We start from the raw sequence: 21662 nt of genomic DNA on the forward strand, positions 1-21662 counted from the left end.
GTCGGACTTACGGGAGCATCACTATGACTGATATTGCGCAGTTGCTTGGCAAAGACGCCGACAGCCTCTTACAGCATCGTTGTATGACCATTCCAGCCGACCAGCTCTACCTGCCCGGCCACGACTACGTGGACCGCGTGATGGTGGACAACAACCGTCCGCCTGCCGTGCTGCGAAACATGCAGACGCTCTATAACACCGGGCGACTGGGCGGCACCGGGTATCTCTCCATTCTGCCGGTGGACCAGGGCGTTGAGCACTCTGCTGGTGCCTCCTTCGCGGCGAATCCGCTCTATTTCGATCCGAAGAACATTGTCGAACTGGCGATTGAGGCGGGCTGTAACTGCGTGGCCTCCACCTACGGCGTGCTGGCCTCCGTCTCGCGTCGCTATGCCCACCGCATTCCGTTCCTCGTGAAGCTGAACCATAACGAAACCCTGAGCTACCCAACGGAATATGACCAGACGCTCTACGCCAGCGTTGAACAGGCGTTCAATATGGGGGCGGTTGCCGTTGGGGCGACGATTTACTTCGGCTCCGAGCAGTCCCGTCGTCAGATAGAAGAGATCTCTGCGGCGTTCGAGCGCGCGCACGAGCTGGGTATGGTGACCGTGCTGTGGGCGTATCTGCGTAACTCGGCGTTCAAAAAAGACGGCGTGGATTACCACGTGTCGGCCGACCTGACGGGCCAGGCGAACCATCTGGCGGCGACCATCGGCGCGGATATCGTGAAGCAGAAAATGGCCGAGAACAACGGCGGCTACAAGGCGGTGAATTTTGGCTACACCGATGACCGCGTTTACAGCAAGCTGACCAGCGATAACCCGATCGACCTGGTGCGCTACCAGCTGGCGAACTGCTATATGGGCCGCGCGGGGCTGATTAACTCCGGCGGCGCGGCGGGCGGTGACACCGACCTGTCAGACGCGGTGCGCACGGCGGTGATCAACAAACGCGCGGGCGGCATGGGGCTGATCCTTGGCCGTAAGGCGTTTAAGAAAACCATGGCCGACGGCGTGAAGCTGATCAATGCGGTGCAGGACGTCTATCTGGACAGTAAAGTGACGATTGCTTAAGCATTTTCCCCTCACCCTAACCCTCTCCCCACAGGGGAGAGGGGACTGCACGGTGCGATCTTCTCCCCCTCGCCCCTTTGGGGAGAGGGTCGGGGTGAGGAGCAATAAATACCACATTTTATTTCTCCCGATCCACCTCACACTTCCCCCTTCTTTTGTGAAAACTGTCACTCCTTCCCGTGCATATGCACAAAAAATGGTCAGCGCTTAGCGGAATTTGTCTAAGGCAGCGGACGAATTTTGCGCTTAAAGTTAATTTCGAAACACCTTTTCAAAATTCGAATCGCGCTGAACCTCTGTCGTCTTAAGGACTGATAATGAAAATTGAATCTGTAAACGTCACCGTCTTCCAGTACCCGACGAGTCGGGTTTCCGACGCTGCCGGGCATTCGCATCCGGGGCCGGAGAGCATGGCCAAAATGGCGATGCTTTCTATTACGGCAGACGATGGCACCAAAGGGTATTCCTTCGCGCCGCCGGAGGTGGTGCGCCCCTTTGTGGTCAACACCTTCTTTCGCAAGGTGCTGGTCGGCCAGGACGCGTTCAACCGCGAGCGCATCTGGCAGGATCTGGCGCACTGGCAGCGCGGTAGCGCGCATCAGCTGACCGAGCGCGCGCTGGGCTTCGTCGAACAGGCGCTGTGGGATCTCACTGGCCGCAAGCTAAACATGCCGGTCTGGAAGCTGCTGGGCGGCTACCGCGACACGGTTCCGGCCTACGGCAGCACCATGTGCGGCGACGATCTGCCGGGAGGCTTATCCACGCCGGACGAGTATGCCAGCTTTGCCGAAAAACTGGTGGCGCGCGGGTATAAGGCCATCAAGCTGCATACCTGGATGCCGCCGGTCTCCTTTGCGCCCAACCCGAAGATGGACGTCAAAGCCTGCGCCGCCGTGCGTGAAGCGGTAGGCCCGGATATCGATCTCATGATCGACGGCTACCACTGGTACAGCCGCACCGAAGCGCTGTACATCGGTAAAGAGCTGGAGAAACTCAACTTCGCCTGGTTCGAAGAGCCGATGGAGGAGGAGAGCATGGCCTCCTACGCCTGGCTGGCGGAAAACCTGTCGATCCCGATTATCGGCCCGGAAAGCCTGGGCGGAAAACACCACAGCCGCGCGGACTGGATCAAAGCCGGGGCGTGCGACATCCTGCGCGCGGGGGCCAACGGCGTGGGCGGCATCTCTCCGACGCTGAAGGTGGCGAACCTGGCGGAAGCCTTCGGGATGGATTGCGAAGTGCACGGCAACGGCGCGGCGAGCCTGGCGGTGATTGGCGCCATCAAAAACTGCCGTTGGTACGAGCGCGGCCTGCTGCACCCGTTCCTCGACTACGACAAACCGGCGGCGTACCTCAACAGCCTGGTCGACCCGATGGACGAGCACGGCATGGTCAGCCTGCCGACCCGCCCGGGACTGGGCGAAGACATTAATTTTGCATATATCGAAGCCAATACCGTCAGCCACGACTGACAGATAAAAACGTACCCTACAGGCGATATATACATGAAACGATCTCCTTTAGCCGGGGCGTGCTTGCTCGCGCTCTCGCTGATGATGGGGAGCGGTGCGGCGGTCGCAAAAACGCCGCCCGACCAGCTCATCATCGGCATGAATATGAACAACCTCCTGACCCTCGACCCGGCGGCAATGACCGGTAACGAAGTGGTCGGCATTGTGGTCAATCTCTATGATTCGCTGGTGGAGCTGGATCCGAACGAACTCACCAACGTCAGGCCCGCGCTGGCAAAATCATGGGATATTTCGCCGGACCGTCAAACCCTGACCTTCCATCTGCGCGATGACGTGAAGTTTCACTCCGGCAACCCGCTCACGGCGGAGGACGTGGTCTGGTCGATGCGCCGCCTGCTGCACCTCAACCTTGCGCAGGCGTCGGTGTGGAAATCCTACGGATTTTCAAAGAAAAACATCGATAGCCACATCAGCGCACCCGATGCGAACACGGTGCAGATTGTCCTGCCAAAGGCCAATGACCCGCAGCTGGTGATTTACTCCCTTGGCGCGCTCGGCAACCTCGGCGTGCTCGACAGCAAAACGGTGCAGCAGCACGCGGTCAACAACGACTGGGGCAACCGCTGGCTGACCACCAACGAAGCCGGTTCCGGCCCGTTTATGCTGGAGACCTGGCAGGCGAAGGACGTGCTGCGCATGCAGCGTAACCCGCACTACTGGCGCGACGCGCCGAAGATGAGCCGCGTGGTGCTGCGCCATTTCCAGGAGTCGCAAACCCTGCGCCTGATGATTGAAAAGGGTGACCTCGACATTGCCAACAATATGGCGGTGGCGGACATCAACGCTCTGCGTAAAGACCCCCAGCTCACCGTCGAAGCCGTACAGAAAGGCACGGTCTACTACGTGGCGATGAGCATGAAAGAGCCGCATTTCGCTAACCCGAAGGTGCGCGAAGCGGTGCGCTACCTGATTGACTATCAGGGCATCAATAAAGCGCTAATGCCGGGCTACGGCGTGCTGCACCAGCGCCCCATCAAGGCGGGCATGCCATCAACGCTGCCCGACCCGGGCTATAAGCTCGATATCCCTCGCGCCAAAAAGCTGCTGGCAGAGGCGGGTTATCCGGACGGATTTGATACCACCCTGCGGGTGCTGGCGGATCAGCCGTTCCTGAACATTGCCATTGCGGTGCAGTCAACGCTGATGCAGGCGGGGATTAACGCCAAAATCATCACCGGCACCGGGAACCAGATCTACGGCGCAATGCGCGAGCGCAGGTTCGACATGCTGGTCGGGCGCGGGGGCAGCGGGGTAGAGCCGCATCCGCACTCCAGCCTGCGCGCGCTGGTCTATAACCCGGACAACAGCGACGAAGCCCGTCTGACCAATTTCCAGGGCTGGCGCACCAGCTTTTATGACAGGCCGCTCAACGAGATGATCGACAAGGCCCTGCTGGAGCGCGATCCGAAGAAACAGGTCGCCGACTACCAGCAGATCCAGGTGCGCTACGACGCGCTGATCCCGGCGCTGATCCCCCTGTCCCAGATGGTGGATTCGGTGGTGGTGCGTAACGAGGTGAAGAACTTTCAGTCGCACCCGTCGGCCACGACCTTCCTGCGCGACGTCTACAAAACCGGAGGTGAAAAATGAGCGTGGCGATCCTCGCACCCGGCTCCCGGGCCCGGCGCTTCTCAACGCGGCTCACGCAGGTGCTGGTAACGCTGTTCGGCCTGCTGCTGTTGACCTTTTTCATCGGCCGCGTGATGCCCGTCGATCCGGTGCTGGCGATTGTTGGCCCGGATGCCGACCACAGTACCTACCAGCAGGTCTATCACCAGCTGGGGTTCGATAAATCTCTGCTGACGCAGTTCGGCATTTACCTCAGTAACCTTCTGCACGGCGATCTGGGCAACGCGCTGCTGACGGGCAAACCGGTGACCGCCGATATCCTGCGCGTTTTCCCGGCGACGCTTGAGCTGGCGACGATGGCGATAATCGTCGGCGCGGGCTTGGGCATCCCGCTGGGCGTGCTGGCGGCGGCGCGACGCAACAGCGTTTCCGACTACGTGGTGCGCATCATCAGCCTCGCGGGCTACTCCACGCCTATTTTCTGGGTCGGGATGATGGGGCTGCTATTGTTCTACGCCTGGCTCGGCTGGGTGGGGGGCGCAGGGCGTCTGGATCTCGGGCTGGAGGGTTTAGTCCCGCGCCGCACCGGACTGATGACGGTGGATGCGCTGCTGGCCGGGAACGGCGCGGTGTTCTGGAACGCCGTTAACCATCTGGTGTTACCGGCCTCGCTGCTCGGCTTCCACTCGCTGGCCTACATCAGCCGCATGACCCGCAGCTTTATGCTGGCGCAGCTGTCGCAGGAGTTCATCATCACCGCGCGGGTAAAAGGCTTAACCGAGCGTCAGGTGATCTGGAATCACGCGTTTCGCAATATCCTCGTGCAGCTGCTGACGGTGGTGGCGCTGGCCTACGGCTCGCTGCTGGAAGGGGCGGTGCTGATTGAGACCGTCTTCTCCTGGCCGGGCTTCGGCTCGTACCTCACCGGCAGCCTGCTGCTCGGGGACATGAACGCGGTCATGGGCTGCGTGCTGCTGGTGGGGGTTATCTTCGTGATGCTCAACCTGCTCTCCGACATGCTTTATCAACTCTTTGACCCGAGGACGAAATCATGACCGTTTCTCTGGATACGCCGCTGGGGGCGGGGCCATCCGAAAGCCGCCAGCGTATCAGGCGTACGCTGGGCCGCGCCGCCGGTTTTGTCAGCAAGATGGCGCGCAACCCGCTCACCGCCATCGGCGGCGGGATTATCCTGCTGCTGCTGATTGTGGCGGCCTTCGCGCCGCTGATCGCGCCATACAATCCGCTGGTACAGGACCTTAACAACGCGCTGGTCGCCCCGAACGCGCAGCACTGGTTCGGCACCGACGAGTTTGGCCGCGACATCTTCAGCCGCCTGGTGTACGGCTCGCGCATCACGCTCTATATCGTGCTGCTGGTTTCCGTGACCGTCGGCCCGCTGGGGCTGCTGCTGGGCGTTACCGCAGGCTATTTCGGCGGCAGGGTGGATGCCGTGCTGATGCGGGTGACCGATATCTTTATCTCCTTCCCGAGCCTGGTGCTGGCGCTGGCGTTTGTGGCGGCGCTTGGTCCCGGGCTGGAGCATGTGGTTATCGCGATTACGCTCACCGCCTGGCCGCCGATTGCCCGTCTGGCGCGCGCCGAAACCCTCTCCCTGCGTCAGGCCGATTTTATCTCCGCCGTGCGTCTGCAGGGGGCGTCATCGGCCCGTGTGCTGTGGCGCCACATCGTGCCGCTGTGCCTGCCGTCGGTGATTATCCGTATCACCATGAACATGGCGGGGATCATTCTCACCGCCGCCGGGCTGGGCTTCCTCGGCCTTGGCGCACAGCCGCCGGAGCCGGAGTGGGGGGCGATGATCTCCAGCGGTCGCACCTACATGATGGAGTGCTGGTGGGTAGTGACTATTCCGGGGCTGGCGATCCTGATCAACAGCCTGGCGTTCAACTTCTTAGGAGATGGCCTACGTGACATCCTCGATCCTCGCAGCGAATAGCCCGCTGCTCGACGTGCGCGATCTCCACGTCGATTTCATCAACGGCGGTGCGGTAACCCACGCGGTGCGCGGCGTCTCTTTCCAGCTCGGACGCGAAAAGCTGGCGATTGTCGGCGAGTCCGGCTCCGGCAAATCCACCGTCGGGCGGGCGCTGCTGCGCCTGCATCCGGCCAAAGCGCAAATCAGCGCTTCACGGATGCAGTTTGGCGACGTCGATTTACGCTCCGTCAGCGAGGCGCAGATGCGCGGTATTCGCGGCAAGCGTATCTCGATGATCATGCAGGACCCGAAGTACTCGCTCAACCCGGTGGTTTGCGTGGGCGATCAAATTGCCGAAGCCTGGCTGACCCATCATCCGGGGCGCAAGGCGGAAGCGAAAGCCAAAGTGCTGGAGATGCTCGACGTGGTGCGCATTCGTCAGCCTGAGCGGGTGTATCACCTCTATCCGCACGAGATTTCCGGCGGGCAGGGGCAGCGCATCATGATCGCCATGATGCTGATCACCGACCCGGAGCTTGTGATTGCCGACGAACCGACCTCGGCGCTGGACGTGTCGGTGCGCCTGCAGGTGCTCGGCCTGCTGGACGATCTGGTGCAGTCCCGCGGGCTCGGGCTGATCTTTATCAGCCACGACATTAATCTGGTGCGCAGCTTCTGCGACCGGGTGCTGGTGATGTACGCCGGCCGCGTAGTGGAGTCGATTGCCGCGCGGGATCTGCACAACGCGAAGCATCCCTACACGCAGGGTTTAATCAGCGCGCTGCCGGAAATCAACCGTCGCCGTCCGACGCTGCCGGTATTACAGCGTCAGGCCAGCTGGCTCACCGAGTAAGGAGCAGAGATGATCGAGATTAACCACCTCAACCTGGCGTTCGGCGAGGGCGAGAAGCGCAATCAGGTGCTGGACGATGTGAATATCAGCGTGAAAGAGGGTGAGATTTATGGCCTGGTGGGGGAGTCCGGTTCGGGCAAAACCACGGTGCTGAAATGTCTGGCCGGGCTGTTTACCCACTGGGAGGGCGAGCTGGCGATTGGCGGTAGGCCGCTGGAAAAGCGCATCAGCCAGGAACGATGCCGCCGGGTGCAGATGGTGTTTCAGGACCCGTACGGCTCGCTGCATCCGCGCCACACCATCGGGGATATTCTGGAGGAGCCGCTGCAAATCCACGGCATCAGCGATCGGGAGCGCCGCATTTACGCCCTGCTGGATAAGGTGGGGTTAAACCGGGCGTTTCGCGACCGCTATCCGCACCAGCTTTCCGGCGGGCAGCGCCAGCGCGTGGCGATCGCCAGAGCGCTGATTCTGGAGCCGCAGGTGCTGCTGCTGGATGAGCCGACCTCGGCGCTGGACGTCTCCGTGCAGGCGGAAATCCTCAACCTGCTGGCGGAGCTTCAGCGTGAGTCAAATTTGACCTACCTGATGGTGACGCACGATCTGGGCGTGATTGCCCACCTGTGCCAGACGGTGGCGGTGATGCAGTACGGCAAAATTCTCGAAAGCCTGAGCGTCGATGCGCTGGTGGCCGGGCAGGCCAAAACCGACTATACGCGGATGCTGGTCAATGCCAGCCAGCAGTATTCCCGCGAAATGGCGCGGGAGGTGGCGGTGTATTAGGGGTGTGCGGTTTTTAGCCGGGTGGTGGCTACGCCTTACCCGGCCTACAGTACCGAGCGCGTAGGTCGGGTAAGGCGTAGCCGCCACCCGACAAAACCTCAGCGCAAAAGTGCGCAGTCCGGCGGCAAACGGCACTGCAGCGCACCGGGCAACACCTCAATGCGGAACTGCGTCCCGCTCAGCGGTTCCCCGTCGAGGTTAAAGGTCATCCCGTGTGGGGCATTCACTTCAAACCATGCCGATTTCCCGGCGATGATATTTGGACTCTCTTCCGGTTGCGTCAGCGTGGTGAACAGCGCGGGCAGCAGTCCGTCGCCGGTGAAAATGCGCAGCTGGAGCTGGCCGTCGTTGATCAACGCTTCCGGGCAAAGCTGCTGTCCGCCACCCGCCTGACGCCCGTTGCCGATGCCAATCACCAGCGCGTCACCCTGCCAGTGGAAGTTTTCACCGTGGATTTCACAGCTGTCGGGCTTGAGCGTGTCCATGCGCATCAGGCCGTGGATCAGATACGAAACGCCGCCCAGCGCCGCCTTGAGCTTTTCCGGCGTTTCGCTGGTGATGCGCGTACCGAATCCGCCCGTCGCCATATTGATAAAGCAGGTTTTATCATTCACCTGCGCAATGTCTACGGCGGTCGATTTGCCCAGAATTGCCAGCTGTAGCGCTTTCCCGAAATCTTCCGGGATCCCTGCGCTGGTGGCAAAATCATTTGCCGTGCCAAGCGGCAAAATCCCCATCACCGGACGGTTTGCCGCGGGCAGGTTGATAAGGGCTGAGGCAATCTCATTAATGGTGCCATCTCCGCCGCCGGAAATAATGGTTTTGACGCCCAGCCGGATGCCTTCCTCGATGTACCGTGCCGCGTCGCCTTTTTCAAACGTCACCCGCACGTGAATGCGCGCACCGTCTTCCCGTAATTCGGTAATGGCCTGGCGAAGCACATCGTTGCCCGCACTTTTGCCGTTGAGAATCAATAAACTGTCTGGATAGGTTGCCATCCGCGCTGCTCCCTTTTTTAGCGTTACTAAGAGTGTATAGCAGAGAGGAAAAAAGCGCGTAAGAACAGGATGAAAGGCAAAAAATAAGCCCACGTAAGGGAGATTACGCGGGCTAAGGAGGTGGTTCCTGGTACAGCTAGCATTTATGGGTTATGTTTTTCAGCGCTGGGGATAATACCCGTATTGAACGAAGCGGTATGTGATCCGATTCTAAGAATTATCCCGATGTGAAAAAATCCCGCTGATTGACTATTTGCTGTGCGGATTTCGGGTGTTTTCACCCTCGAAATTGCGCATCAGCAGCGCAAACTCCAGATCCACTTCTTCAGGTACCGGCAGCCAGACGACGTGTCCGTCGCCCGGTGCGACGTCAATCGCTTCACCCTTTTTATTTTCCAGATGCTCCAGACGGAAGTTCATGTTGCCCTGCGGGGTCATGAGCTCCAGGCTGTCGCCTTTGGTGAATTTGTTTTTCACCGCCACGGCCGCCAGCGCGCCCTTGCGCTCGCCGGTGAAATCGCCGACAAACTGCTGGCGCTCGGAAATGGAGTAGCCGTGCTCGTAGTTCTGATAATCATCGTGGGTATGACGGCGCAGGAAGCCTTCGGTGTAGCCGCGATGCGCCAGACCTTCCAGCGTTTCCAGCAGGCTGGTATCGAACGGTTTACCGGCAGCGGCATCGTCAATAGCCTTGCGGTACACCTGTGCGGTACGCGCGCAGTAGTAGTAGGACTTGGTGCGGCCTTCGATTTTCAGGGAGTGCACGCCCATCTGGGTCAGACGCTCGACGTGCGCGATGGCGCGCAGGTCTTTGGAGTTCATGATGTAGGTACCGTGCTCGTCTTCAAAGGCGGTCATATACTCGCCCGGACGCTTGGCTTCTTCAATCATAAACACGCTGTCGGTTGGCGCGCCGACGCCCAGCGTTGGCTCAACGTTGGTCACCGGGATCGGCTCGTGCTTGTGCACGATGTTGCCGATGTCATCCTCTTTGCCTTCCTGGACCTTATATTCCCAGCGGCAGGCGTTGGTGCAGGTGCCCTGGTTCGGGTCGCGCTTGTTGATATAGCCAGACAGCAGGCAGCGGCCGGAGTAGGCCATGCACAGCGCACCGTGGACGAAAATCTCGATTTCCATATCCGGCACCTGGGCGCGGATCTCTTCGATCTCTTCGAGGGAAAGCTCGCGAGACAGAATGACGCGGGTGAGCCCCATCTGCTTCCAGAACTTCACCGTCGCCCAGTTGACGGCGTTGGCCTGCACGGAGAGGTGAATATCCATCTCGGGGAAGTGCTCCCGAACCAGCATGATTAAACCCGGGTCCGACATGATCAGCGCGTCCGGCCCCATCTCCACGACCGGCTTCAGATCGCGGATGAACGTTTTCAGCTTGGCGTTGTGCGGCGCGATGTTCACCACCACGTAGAATTTTTTGCCCAGGGCATGCGCTTCGTTGATGCCGAGCTGCAGGTTCTCGTGGTTGAATTCGTTGTTGCGCACGCGCAGCGAGTAGCGCGGCTGGCCCGCGTACACCGCATCGGCACCATAGGCGAAAGCGTAACGCATATTTTGCAGCGTTCCCGCCGGGGAAAGGAGTTCCGGTTTAAACATGATTGTTCTCGTTCTGATGACAGGTCAGATCCGCGTGCACTGGTGCAGCGGTAAGGGGAGATCCCCCACTTTAAGGGCGGGCATTGTAGCGCTGTGGGGCAGGGAGGTAAAGTTTTTGCCCCTCACCCTCACCTTCGCCCCTTTGGGAAGAGGGCCGGGGTGAGGGGAGAATTTTGTTACACAATTCTGCAGGCATCCGCTTCCCAGCGATACCCCACGCCATACACCGCGCGAATGAACGACTGGTCGGCATCCAGCGCCTCCAGCTTGCGGCGCAGGTTTTTGATGTGGCTGTCGATGGTGCGGTCGGTCACGACGCGGTAATCGTCATACAGGTGGTTCAGCAGCTGCTCGCGGGAGAACACTTTTCCCGGCTCGTGGGAGAGGGTTTTCAGCAGGCGGAACTCCGCAGGCGTCAGGTCCAGCAGCTTGCTGCGCCAGCTCGCCTGGAAGCGGCTTTCGTCGACAATCAGCGGGCTTTCGGCGTCGAGCACCTGAAGCTCGCGCTGCGGCCTGCAGCGGCGCAGAATGGTTTTCACGCGGGCGACCACTTCACGCGGGCTGTAGGGCTTGCAGATGTAATCGTCAGCGCCGATTTCAAGTCCCAGCAGGCGGTCGATTTCTTCTATTTTGGCGGTCACCATCACGATGGGCACGTCAGAGAAACGACGAATTTCGCGGCACAGGGTCAGGCCGTCAGTACCCGGCAGCATCAGGTCAAGCAGGATCAGGTCCGGCGGCGTCTGGCGCACGTAGGGCAACACCCGATCGCCATGGTTAATCAGCGACGGGGCATAGCTGGCCGCGCGTAAATAGTCGATCAGTAACTGCCCAAGCTTAGGCTCGTCTTCCACAATCAAAATGCGTGGCGTGTTTTCGTCAATCGGTAACTCGGTCATGCTTCTCTCGATAAATCCCGTTCCAGAGGTAACTCTACTGTAATGCTAACCCCGCCAAAAGGCGAATGGGCGGCGCGGAGGGTGCCGTTGTGGGCCTCGACGATGTTGAGGCAAATCGCCAGCCCAAGCCCGGAGCCGCCGCTGGCGCGGTTGCGCGATCCTTCAGTGCGATAGAACCGCTCAAACAGTCTCTCCAGCTGCGCATCCTGCACGCCGGGGGCGGAATCCGCGAAGGTGAGGGCGAAGCGTCCGTTTTCCTGTCTGCCGGAAATATGCAGCCCGCCGCCGCTGTCGGTGTAGCGCAGGCTGTTTTCCAGCAGGTTGTTGAACAGCTGCATCAGCCTGTCTTTATCGCCAAACACCACCGCGCTGTCCGGCAGGGAGAGGTCGATTTTCAGGTTGCGGCTGGCAAAGCGCTCGCGGAAGGCGCCGCTGATCACTTCCAGAATGTTAATCACGTCGACCGGCGCTTTCTGGTAGGCCAGCGCGCCTTCGTCGGACATGGAGAGCTGGTGGAGGTCGTCCACCAGCTTGGTCAGCGTGCCCACTTCCGCCTGCAGCGAGGCAACGGACTCGGGCGTAAACTGACGCACGCCGTCCTGAATCGCCTCCAGCTCGCCGCGCAGCACCGCCAGCGGGGTGCGCAGCTCGTGCGAAATATCGGCCATAAAGTCGCGGCGCATCTGCTGGTTCTTCTCCAGCGTGCTGGCGAGCTGGTTAAAGTCCTGCGCCAGCTTGCCCAGCTCGTCCTGACTGCGGGTGTCGACGCGGGTGGTAAAGTCCCCGGCGGCCAGCCTGTGTGTGCCTTCCACCAGCCGCTTAACCGGGGCCAGCAGGCCGCGCGCCAGCGGGAAGGTGGCGAGCGCGGCGAGCAGCGTCGACAGGGCGACAATCAGCCAGCTGGTCTGACGCTGCTGGCGGTCAAAGTTAATATCGGTATTGCGCGTCAGGCGTTCAACCGGCGAGGCGATCACCCAGCCCACCGTGGCGCCGTTAGCCGTGATGGCGCGCCGCGTGCCGTCCGGCGGTATCGGTGCGCGCGGCCCAACCAGCGTGCGCATGTCCTGGTCTATCACCCAAAACTGGGTGCGCCAGCCGTGCGGCGGCATGCCCGGGCCCGGGCGGTCGTCGTCATTATCGTGCTCCAGGGAGCGCAGGATCTGGAAGATAAATCGGTCATTATTGCGCAGGAACCGCCAGTTGCCATGCTGCGTATACTGCTCGCCCAGCGCATCGCTTAACCCCTGCAGGCGCTGTTCGTTGCCGTGCTTGATGTAGTCGATAAAACCGCGCTCAAAGCTGACCCGCACCGCCCAGTGCATGGTGATCAGCAGGACGATACAGGTGGCAAAAATCGCCACAAAGAGTTTGCCGGTAATACCCGGACGCCAGAATTTCATGGTGCACTCCTTTTGCCGCGTCGGATCACGACGTTCTTTGTGGTGTCATTCGGGACTCTGGCGAAGATGACGGCGGGCAGGGCGATAATCACCGCCATGCTGAGATAGGTATATAAAAAGACCTGATGCGCAACGGGCGTATCCACGCTGAGATGGTGCTGTCCGTACATGCCGAGCAGCAGGCCCGCAATGGTCACGCCGACGCTCATGGAGAGCTGCATGATCATCGACAGCAGGCTGTTGCCGCTGCTCGCCAGCTCGTCCGGCAGGTCTTTCAGCGTCAGGGTGTTCATCGACGAGAAGCGCATGGAGTTGATGATCCCCTGGCAGAACAGCACCAGCGGCAGGACGTAATACCAGCCCATCAGCGCCACGGCCATAAACAGCAGGCTCACCAGCGCCAGCCCCAGCGTGGCGGCGACCAGAACGCGGCGGTAGCCAAAGCGGTTCACCACCTGCACCACGATGCGCTTCATGCCCATGCTGCCGAGGACCATCGGGATCATCATCAGGCCCGCATGGAACGGCGAAAATCCCATCCCGATTTGCAGGAAAACCGGCGTCATAAACGGCAGCATCCCGCTGCCAATACGCCCGGCGAAGCTGCCGAACAGGCCAAGGCGGTAGGTGGGGTTTTTAAACAGATTCAGGCTGAACAGCGCCTTGTCATTCTCGCGAGCATGCCACAGATACCACAGAATGGCGGTGATGCCGATAGCGACCAGCATTCCCAGCGTCAGGGACGAAATGCCCAGCCCTTTGTGCCCGTCGAGCGCCAGCGTGAGCGTTGCCATGCCCGCCGCCAGCAGGATAAAGCCGAAGAAATCAAAGCGCCGCGTCTGCATTTTGTAGTTCGGCATCAGCGTCAGGGTGGCGATGGCGCCGATGATGCCCACCGGCAGGTTGATTAAGAAAATCCAGTGCCAGGAGGCGTACTCCACCAGAATCCCGCCGAGCGCGGGGCCCAGCAGCGGCCCCACCTGGCCGGGTAACGTCACAAAGGTCATCGCCGCCATATACTGTTCGCGCGGCACAATCTTCATCACCGTTAGCCGCCCGACCGGCACCATCATCGCGCCACCAACGCCCTGCAGCACCCGCGCCATCACCAGCTGGTCGAGGGTGTTGGCCTGGGCGCAAAACAGCGATCCGGTGGTAAACAGCACGATGGCGGTAAAAAAGATATTGCGCACGCCCACTTTGTCCGCCAGCCAGCCGCTGGCAGGCAGCATGACCGCGACCGTCAGCACGTAGGAGACAATCACCATATGCATGTGTAGCGGGCTCTCTCCCAGGCTTTTCGCCATCGAGGGGAGGGCCGTATTAACGATGGTCGTATCCAGCGACTGCATAAAGAAGCCGAACGCGACTATCCACAGCTGCCAGCGAACGTTGTTGGGGAGGTCGGTCATTTACTCGGTCACCGTGGTTCTCTTTTTACGTGAAAAGCGCAGCCGCAGGCGGTCAAAGAACAGATAGACCACCGGCGTGGTGTACAGCGTCAGCAGCTGGCTCATTACCAGGCCGCCGACGATGGTGATCCCCAACGGCTGACGCAGTTCTGAACCGTCTCCACCCGATATCACCAGCGGCAGCGCGCCAAACAGCGCTGCCAGGGTGGTCATCATGATCGGGCGGAAGCGCAGCAGGCAGGCCTGGAAGATCGCCTCTTCCGGCGAGAGGTTGCCGTTGCGCTGGGCGTCCAGCGCGAAGTCGACCATCATGATGGCGTTTTTCTTCACAATACCGATTAACAGCATGATCCCGATGAGCGCGATGAGGCTGAACGGCGCGCCGAACAATTCCAGCGCCAGCAGCGCCCCCACGCCCGCCGACGGTAGCGTCGAGAGAATGGTCAGCGGGTGAACGTAGCTCTCATACAGCACGCCCAGCACAATATAAACCGTAGCAATCGCCGCCAGAATCAAAATCACCTGCGAGTTCATCGTCTCCTGGAACACCTGCGCCGTGCCGGCAAAGCTGCCGCGCACGGTGGACGGCACGCCAAGCTGCGTCATGGCGCGGTTGATAGCATCGCTGGCCTCTGAGAGCGACGAGCCGGTTGGCAGGTTAAACGAAATGGTCGAGGCCGCCGAAAGGCCCTGATGGTTAACCGACAGCGGCGCATTTGACGGCTGCCAGCTGGCGAAGTACGACAGCGGGATGGCCTTGCCGTCGCTGTTGATGACAAACATCTTGTCCAGCGCGCTGATGTCCTGGGTGTAGCGCGGGTCAACCTCCATCACCACCTTGTACTGATTCATCGGCTGATAGATGGTAGAAATCTCGCGCTGACCAAAAGCGTTGTTCAGCAGGCTGTTAGCCGCTGCCACGTCAATGCCCAGCCGCGACATGGTTTCGCGGTCGTAGGTGAGCGCCATCTCCGCGCCGTTGTCCTGCTGATCCGAGTTGACGTCCGCCAGCGCCGGCAGGGCGGCCAGCGCTTTACGGATCTTCGGCTCCCACTCGCGCAGGGCGGCTAAATCATCCGAGAGCAGAGTGTACTGATAGCTGGCGTTGGCCTGACGACCGCCGACGCGGATATCCTGAACGGCCATCAAAAACAGGTTCGCCCCCGGCTCTTTGGCGAGCTTCACGCGCAGGCGGTCAATCACCTGCTGCGCGGTAAGATTACGCTCGTCGCGGGGCTTGAGGGTAATAAACATCATCCCGCTGTTAACGCGCGATCCGCCGGTAAAGCCGGTGACGTTATCTACCGCCGGATCTTCACGGATGATCTTCATAAAGTCCTGCAGCTTGCCGCGCATCGCCTGGAACGAAATGCTCTGGTCGGCCTGAATACCGCCCATCAGCACGCCGGTATCCTGCTCCGGAAAGAAGGTTTTCGGGATGGTGATATACATCCAGACGTTCAGGCCAATGGTGGCGATAAGTACCAGCCCGACCAGCCGCGTATGGTTTAGCACCCACTTCAGCGATCTACCGTACCCTTCCTGCATCGCCATCAGAACACGGCCAAAGCCTTTACGGCGCGGCTGCGAATGCGGCTTGCTGCGCTTGAGCATCCAGCCGCACATCATCGGCGTGAGCGTCAGCGAAATCGCCAGCGAGATACCTATGGCGACCGAAAGCGTGACGGCAAACTCCCGCAGCAGTCGTCCCGGCAGCCCGCCCATCAGCAACAGCGGAAGGAACACCGCCACCAGCGACAGGCTCATGGAGAGCACGGTGAAACCGACCTCGCGCGTCCCTTGCAGCGCCGCCTGCAGCGGCTTCACGCCCGCTTCCAGATGGCGGGAGATATTCTCCAGCACCACGATGGCGTCATCCACCACGAAGCCGGTGGCAATCGTCAGCGCCATCAGCGACAGGTTATTAAGGCTAAAGCCGCACAGGTACATGGCGGCAAAGGTGCCAATCAGCGAGACCGGCACCGCCACCGCCGGGATCAGCGTCGCACGGCCGGAGCGCAGGAACAGGAACACCACCAGGATCACCAGCGCCACGGAGATGATCAGCGTCTGCTCCACCTCTTCAAGCGAGGCGCGAATGGTTGGGGAGCGATCCTGCGCAATCTGCAGATCGATGGCCGCCGGAATGGTCTCCTGCAGCTCCGGCAAGCGTTCGCGGATGCTGTTGACCGTCTGGATGATGTTGGCTTCCGGCAGCTTGCGGATCATCAGCAGGATCGCCGGTTTGGCGTTGGTCATCCCGGCGTTACGCACGTCCTGCACCGAATCGGTGACGCTGGCAACGTCGCTCAAGCGCACCGCCGCGCCGTTGTTGTAGTGAATAATCAGCGGCTGGTATTCCGCGGCGGTTTTCAGCTCGTCATTGGTCTGGAGCTGCCAGCGGTGGCTGCCGTCCTCAATCGCCCCCTGCGGTTTGCGCACGTTGGCGTTGCTGATGGCGGAACGCACGTCGTCCAGCGACACGCCCTGATTAAACAGCGCCTGCGGGTTCAGCCCCACGCGCACGGCGGGCAGGGAGCTGCCGCCGACGTCAACGTCACCCACGCCGTCAATCTGGGCGATGGTCTGCGCCAGCTGCGTAGAGGCGAAGTCGTACAGTTGACCCTGCGAGTAGGTGTCCGAGGTGAGCGTCAGGATCATGATCGGCGCGTCGGACGGGTTGGCTTTACGATAGGTCGGTCGGCTCGGCATGCCGCTCGGGAGCAGGCTTTGTGCGGCGTTGATCGCCGCCTGCACGTCGCGGGCGGCACCGTTAATATCCCGGTCGAAGCTGAATTCCAGAATAATGCGCGTGCTGCCCAGCGAGCTGCTGGAGGTCATCTCGTTGACCCCGGCAATCCGCCCGAGCGAACGCTCGAGCGGCGTGGCGACCGACGAGGCCATGGTTTCCGGTGAGGCACCCGGCAGCGAGGCGCTGACCATGATCACCGGGAAATCCACCTGCGGCAGGGGCGCCACCGGCAGCAGCCGGAAGCCGAGCACGCCGCACAGGGTGATGGCGACGGAGAGTAAAATTGTCGCCACCGGGCGGTAAATGAAGAGGGCGAAAAACTTCACTTACGCCTCCTCTTCACGTTTCGGGAAGCGGCTTTTCGCCCACAGCGCCAGGCGGTCAAACAGCAGGTAGATCACCGGCGTGGTAAAGAGCGTCAGCACCTGGCTGACCAGCAGACCGCCAACCATACCGATCCCCAGCGGTCGGCGCAGCTCAGCACCGACGCCGGTGCTGAGCATCAGCGGCAGCGCGCCCAGCAGGGCGGCGAGGGTTGTCATCAGGATCGGACGAAAACGCAGCAGACAGGCCTGGAAGATGGCATCGCGCGGCGACATCCCCTGCTCGCGCTCGGCGGCAAGGGCGAAGTCGATCATCATGATGGCGTTTTTCTTCACAATACCGATAAGCAGGATAATGCCGATGATGGCTATGACGTCCAGCTCGCTGCCCGCCAGCATCAGCGCCAGCAGCGCCCCCACGCCTGCGGTTGGCAGGGTAGAGAGGATGGTGATCGGGTGAATAAAGCTCTCATAAAGCACGCCGAGCACGATGTACATCGCGACCACCGCCGCGACAATCAGCCAGACGGTGTTGCCCAGCGCGGCCTGGAACGCCAGCGTGCTCCCCTGGAACTGGGTCTGAATATCGGACGGAAAGTTGAGTTCTTTTTCTGCGCTCAGAATGGACTCTACCGCTTCGCCCAGCGAGTATCCGTCCGGCACGTTAAACGAAATGGTGGTGGACGGGAACTGATCCAGGTGGTTGATCGACAGCGGGGTATAGCGCTCCTCCACGCTGGCAATGGCGCTTAACGGCACGATACCGCCGTCTTTACTGGTCAGGCGCACCGAGTCCAGCGCGGCGAGGCCCGGCGTGTTATCCGTGTTGTGCTCCAGCACCACGCGATACTGGTTCGCCTGGGTGTAGATGGTGGAAATCAGGCGCTGACCAAAGGCGTTATAGAGCGCGTTGTCCACGTCCGCCATGGTAATGCCCAGACGGCTGGCGGTGTCGCGGTTGACGTTCACGTACGCCGCCAGCCCTTTATCCTGCCAGTCGCTGCTGACGTCGGAGAGCTGCGGCAGCGCTTTCAGTTTTTCCACCAGCTGCGGCACCCAGGTGCTGAGGGCATCCAGCGTGGTGGCCTGTAGCGTAAACTGATACTGCGTGCGGCTGACCTGGGTATCAATAGTTAAATCCTGAATGGGCTGCAGGTAAAGCTCGATGCCCGGCACTCGCGCGACGGCGTTTTGCAGACGCTCAATGACGGCGTTAACGCGGTCGTCTCGGTCGTCCAGCGGCTTGAGGTTGATCTGCAGGCGCGCGCTGTTGAGCGACGGATTGGTACCATCCACCCCCACGTAGGCGGTCAGGCTCTCCACCGCCGGGTCCTTCATAATGATTTCAGAGACCTGCTGCTGGCGCTGCGCCATACTGGCGAACGAGACCGACTGCGGGGCCTGCAGCGTGCCCTGAATAATGCCGTTGTCCTGGATCGGGAAGAAGCCTTTCGGAATGAAAATCCACAGCATTACGCTGAGCGCCAGGGTACCCAGCGCCACGCCGAGCGTTGCCCACGGATGGTTCAGGACTTTCGCCAGCACGCGACCGTAGGCGGCAATGATCCGGTCAAACATGCGCTCGGAGGCGCGCGAGAAGCGGTTTTGTTTGCGCAGGGACGCGTGGCTCAGCATGCGGGCGCACATCATCGGCGTCAGGGTCAGCGAGACCACGGCGGAGATCAAAATGGCGACCGCCAGCGTCACGGCAAACTCGCGGAACAGACGTCCGACGATATCGCCCATAAACAGCAGCGGGATCAGCACCGCAATCAGCGAGAAGGTCAGCGAGATAATGGTAAAGCCGATTTCGCCCGCGCCCTTCAGCGCGGCGGATAAGGGCTTCTCACCTTTTTCGATATAGCGCGAAATGTTCTCGATAACGACGATGGCGTCATCCACCACGAACCCGGTGGCAATGGTCAGCGCCATCAGCGTCAGGTTGTTGATCGAAAAATCGAGGAACACCATCACCGCAAAGGTGCCGACCAGCGAGAGCGGCACGGCGACGGCGGGGATAATGGTTGCCGGGACGTTGCGCAGGAACAGGTAGATGATCATGACGACCAGCGCAATCGCCAGCATCAGCTCGAACTGGGTGTCGGTGACCGACGCGCGAATGTTGGTGGTACGGTCGGAAAGGACCTTCACGCTGACCGATTTCGGCAGGCTTTCGATCAGCTGCGGCAGCATGGTGCGAATGCTGTCGGCGGTGTCGATGATGTTCGCGCCAGGCTGGCGCTGCACGTTCATCACGATCGCCTGCTGCCTGTTGGCCCACGCCCCCAGCCAGCTGTTTTCCGCCCCTTGCTCAACGGTCGCCACGTCGCCCAGACGGATCGGCGCGCCGTTCTGGTAGGCCACAATGAGCTGACGGTATTCATCGGCAGACTGCATCTGGTCGTTGGCGGAAAGCGTCACGGCGCGGGTTGGACCGTCCAGCGAACCTTTCGCCGAGTTGACGTTAGCATTGCTGATGGCGGTGCGGATGGTTTCGCTGGTCAGGCCCAGCGCGGCAATGGCCTGCGCGTTCAGCTTCACGCGGACGGCCGGGCGCTGGCCGCCTGCCAGCGTAACGAGGCCCACGCCCGAGACCTGCGAAATTTTCTGCGCCACGCGTGTTTCAACCATGTCTTCCACCTGCGTCATCGGCATGGCGGAGGAGGTGACGGCGAGCGTCATGATCGGCGGATCCGCCGGGTTTACTTTGCTGTAGACCGGCGGATTAGGCAGGTCCGACGGCAGCAGGTTGGTGGCGGCGTTGATGGCGGCCTGCACCTCCTGCTCGGCAACGTCAAGCGACAGCGTCAGCTGGAACTGCAGCGTCACGACGGACGCCCCACCGGAGCTTTGCGAGGACATCTGCTTCAGGCCAGACATCTGCCCAAACTGGCGCTCCAGCGGCGCGGTAATGGCGGACGTCACCACGTCCGGGCTGGCGCCCGGATAGAGCGTTACCACCTGAATGGTGGGATAATCCACTTCCGGCAGCGCCGACACGGGCAAGAAGCGGTAACCGATAATCCCGGCCAGCAGGATCGCCACCATCAACAGCGTGGTGGCGACAGGTCGCAAAATAAACAGGCGTGAAGGCCCACCTGTAGAGCCTGGTGGCATTACCTGCATCAGGCTTTCGCTCCCTGTTTCGCCGGTTCAACCACTTCCACTTTCGCCCCTTCGGTCAGGCGGTCGATGCCGTCTGTCACCACGCGGTCGCCGGCGGAAAGCCCGGCGGCGATCACCACCGTCTGGCTGTCCTGAATCCCGGTTTTCACCAGATGTTTACTGACTTTATTGTCGCTGTTCAGTACCCAGACGAAGTTACCTTCGTTACCCATCTGCAGCGCGGCCGTTGGGATCACCACCGCGTTCTCTTCGGTCGCAACCAGCATTCGCGCGTTGACGAACTGGTTCGGGAAGAGGGCATCGTCCTGGTTGTTAAAGCGCGCCTTCAGCTTGATGGTGCCGGTCGTTGTGTCGATCTGGTTATCCAGGCTGAGCAGAGTACCTTCGCTCAGCTTCTGCTTGTTGGTGCGGTCCCAGGCTTCCACGACCAGCCCCTTTCCGGCTTTCTGCGCCTGCACCACGGTGGCAATTTCGCTTTCCGGCAGGGTAAAGACCAAATCGATAGGGTGGGTCTGGGTGATGACGACGATGCCCGTGGTGTCGCCGCTGGAGATCTGGTTGCCGATATCGACCTGCTTCAGGCCCACGCGTCCGTCAATCGGCGCGGTAATGCGGCTCCAGTCCAGCTGCAGCTGTGCGCTGGCGACGGCGGCTTCGTCGGCTTTGAGGGTGCCCTGCGTTTCGCTGACCAGCGACTGCTGGGTGTCCAGCTCCTGACGTGACACGAGGTTGGTTTTCACCAGCTGCTGGTAGCGCGCCAAATCGCGGCGAGCGTTGGCGAGGGTAGCTTTGTCCTTCGCGAGCTGGCCCTGCGCCTGGGCGAGGGCAACCTTGAACTGGCTCGGGTCGATTTCCGCCAGTAAATCACCGGCTTTGACCTGCTGCCCTTCCTGGAAGTGAATGGCCATCAGCTGGCCGTCGACGCGGCTGCGCACCGTCACGGTGTTGGCGGCAGTAATGGTCCCGAGGCCGGTAAGATAGCGAGGAACGGCCTTGTTCACCGCCGTTGCCGCCTGTACCGGCGCCAGCGCACCGCCGCGCATACCGCGACGGCCTCCGGCGGCTGGGCCCTGCGACGCGCTCGTGGCACCGGCGGGTGCAGGGGCGTTAGCGGATTGGCTGTGCCAGTACCAGGCGGCGGCAAGGACCACCACAATGATGCCAGCGGCGATTGCCCAGCGGGATTTGTTACTGCCTTTCATCGTTATACGTTCTCATCCTGAAACTCTTTCGGGGAATGATACTAGTTTAGTCAGGTAACACAGCGGAAAAATGGAGGAAATATGGAAGACTGTCAGGAATGGTCTGAGTGTGGTGCTCTTTTTAGCCGGGTGGCGCTTCGCTTACCCGGCCTACACCCGAGGGTTTTGTAGGCCGGGTAAGGCGAAGCCG

The 21662-nt window shown here is 61.0% G+C and carries 15 protein-coding genes; 7 read left to right on the forward strand and 8 right to left on the reverse strand.

Annotation, left to right across the window (positions count from 1 at the left end; all coding sequences use genetic code 11):
- The first annotated feature begins 23 nt into the window (after window positions 1-23).
- The 7 genes from fbaB (at window position 24) to KK102_RS10470 (ending at window position 7749) form a co-directional block, all read left to right on the forward strand.
- The gene (fbaB, locus tag KK102_RS10440) at window positions 24-1076 is read left to right on the forward strand and encodes a class I fructose-bisphosphate aldolase (RefSeq protein ID WP_126544464.1); all 1053 of its coding nucleotides are present in this window, start codon (window positions 24-26) and stop codon (window positions 1074-1076) included.
- Between the two features lie 317 nt (window positions 1077-1393).
- Window positions 1394-2548: a mandelate racemase family protein gene (locus KK102_RS10445; protein WP_216357528.1), complete on the forward strand. Its 1155-nt coding sequence runs from the start codon at window positions 1394-1396 to the stop codon at window positions 2546-2548.
- A 33-nt stretch (window positions 2549-2581) separates the two neighbouring features.
- Window positions 2582-4198, forward strand: coding sequence for an ABC transporter substrate-binding protein (locus KK102_RS10450; protein ID WP_126544466.1), 1617 nt, complete (start codon window positions 2582-2584; stop codon window positions 4196-4198).
- A complete protein-coding gene (locus KK102_RS10455; protein ID WP_120157850.1) occupies window positions 4195-5232 on the forward strand; it encodes an ABC transporter permease in 1038 nt (345 codons plus the stop codon). Before KK102_RS10450 ends, KK102_RS10455 begins: the two co-directional genes overlap by 4 nt.
- Window positions 5229-6134 (forward strand): ABC transporter permease, encoded by a 906-nt coding sequence (locus tag KK102_RS10460; protein WP_126544467.1) that lies wholly within the window; start codon window positions 5229-5231, stop codon window positions 6132-6134. The genes KK102_RS10455 and KK102_RS10460 overlap by 4 nt, the downstream gene beginning before the upstream one ends.
- Window positions 6106-6966: an ABC transporter ATP-binding protein gene (locus tag KK102_RS10465; protein ID WP_216357529.1), complete on the forward strand. Its 861-nt coding sequence runs from the start codon at window positions 6106-6108 to the stop codon at window positions 6964-6966. The genes KK102_RS10460 and KK102_RS10465 overlap by 29 nt, the downstream gene beginning before the upstream one ends.
- Window positions 6967-6975: 9 nt before the next feature.
- Window positions 6976-7749 carry an ABC transporter ATP-binding protein gene (locus KK102_RS10470; RefSeq protein ID WP_126544469.1) on the forward strand — a complete coding sequence of 258 codons (774 nt, stop codon included), beginning with the start codon at window positions 6976-6978 and terminating at the stop codon, window positions 7747-7749.
- A 98-nt stretch (window positions 7750-7847) separates the two neighbouring features.
- On the opposite strand, the gene yegS is transcribed toward KK102_RS10470, so the two are convergent.
- From yegS to KK102_RS10510, 8 genes are all read right to left on the reverse strand, one after another.
- Window positions 7848-8747, reverse strand: a complete 900-nt coding sequence (gene yegS / locus KK102_RS10475; protein ID WP_216357530.1) for a lipid kinase YegS — start codon at window positions 8745-8747, stop codon at window positions 7848-7850.
- A 249-nt stretch (window positions 8748-8996) separates the two neighbouring features.
- Window positions 8997-10358, reverse strand: a complete 1362-nt coding sequence (trhP, locus tag KK102_RS10480; RefSeq protein ID WP_216357531.1) for a prephenate-dependent tRNA uridine(34) hydroxylase TrhP — start codon at window positions 10356-10358, stop codon at window positions 8997-8999.
- Window positions 10359-10534: 176 nt separating this feature from the next.
- Complete coding sequence (gene baeR, locus KK102_RS10485) at window positions 10535-11257, reverse strand: envelope stress response regulator BaeR (RefSeq protein ID WP_120157855.1); 723 nt, start codon at window positions 11255-11257, stop codon at window positions 10535-10537.
- Window positions 11254-12657, reverse strand: a complete 1404-nt coding sequence (baeS, locus tag KK102_RS10490) for an envelope stress sensor histidine kinase BaeS (protein WP_216357532.1) — start codon at window positions 12655-12657, stop codon at window positions 11254-11256. The genes baeR and baeS overlap by 4 nt, the downstream gene beginning before the upstream one ends.
- Complete coding sequence (mdtD, locus tag KK102_RS10495) at window positions 12654-14069, reverse strand: MFS transporter (protein ID WP_216357533.1); 1416 nt, start codon at window positions 14067-14069, stop codon at window positions 12654-12656. The genes baeS and mdtD overlap by 4 nt, the downstream gene beginning before the upstream one ends.
- Entirely contained in the window at window positions 14070-17147 is a 3078-nt protein-coding gene (gene mdtC / locus KK102_RS10500; RefSeq protein ID WP_216357534.1) for a multidrug efflux RND transporter permease subunit MdtC, read from the reverse strand.
- The gene (locus tag KK102_RS10505) at window positions 17148-20270 is read right to left on the reverse strand and encodes an MdtB/MuxB family multidrug efflux RND transporter permease subunit (RefSeq protein WP_216357535.1); all 3123 of its coding nucleotides are present in this window, start codon (window positions 20268-20270) and stop codon (window positions 17148-17150) included.
- The gene (locus KK102_RS10510; protein ID WP_216357536.1) at window positions 20270-21472 is read right to left on the reverse strand and encodes an MdtA/MuxA family multidrug efflux RND transporter periplasmic adaptor subunit; all 1203 of its coding nucleotides are present in this window, start codon (window positions 21470-21472) and stop codon (window positions 20270-20272) included. Before KK102_RS10510 ends, KK102_RS10505 begins: the two co-directional genes overlap by 1 nt.
- Window positions 21473-21662: the final 190 nt, after the last annotated feature.

The organism is Enterobacter quasimori (assembly GCF_018597345.1).
GTDB classification, from domain to species: domain Bacteria; phylum Pseudomonadota; class Gammaproteobacteria; order Enterobacterales; family Enterobacteriaceae; genus Enterobacter; species Enterobacter mori.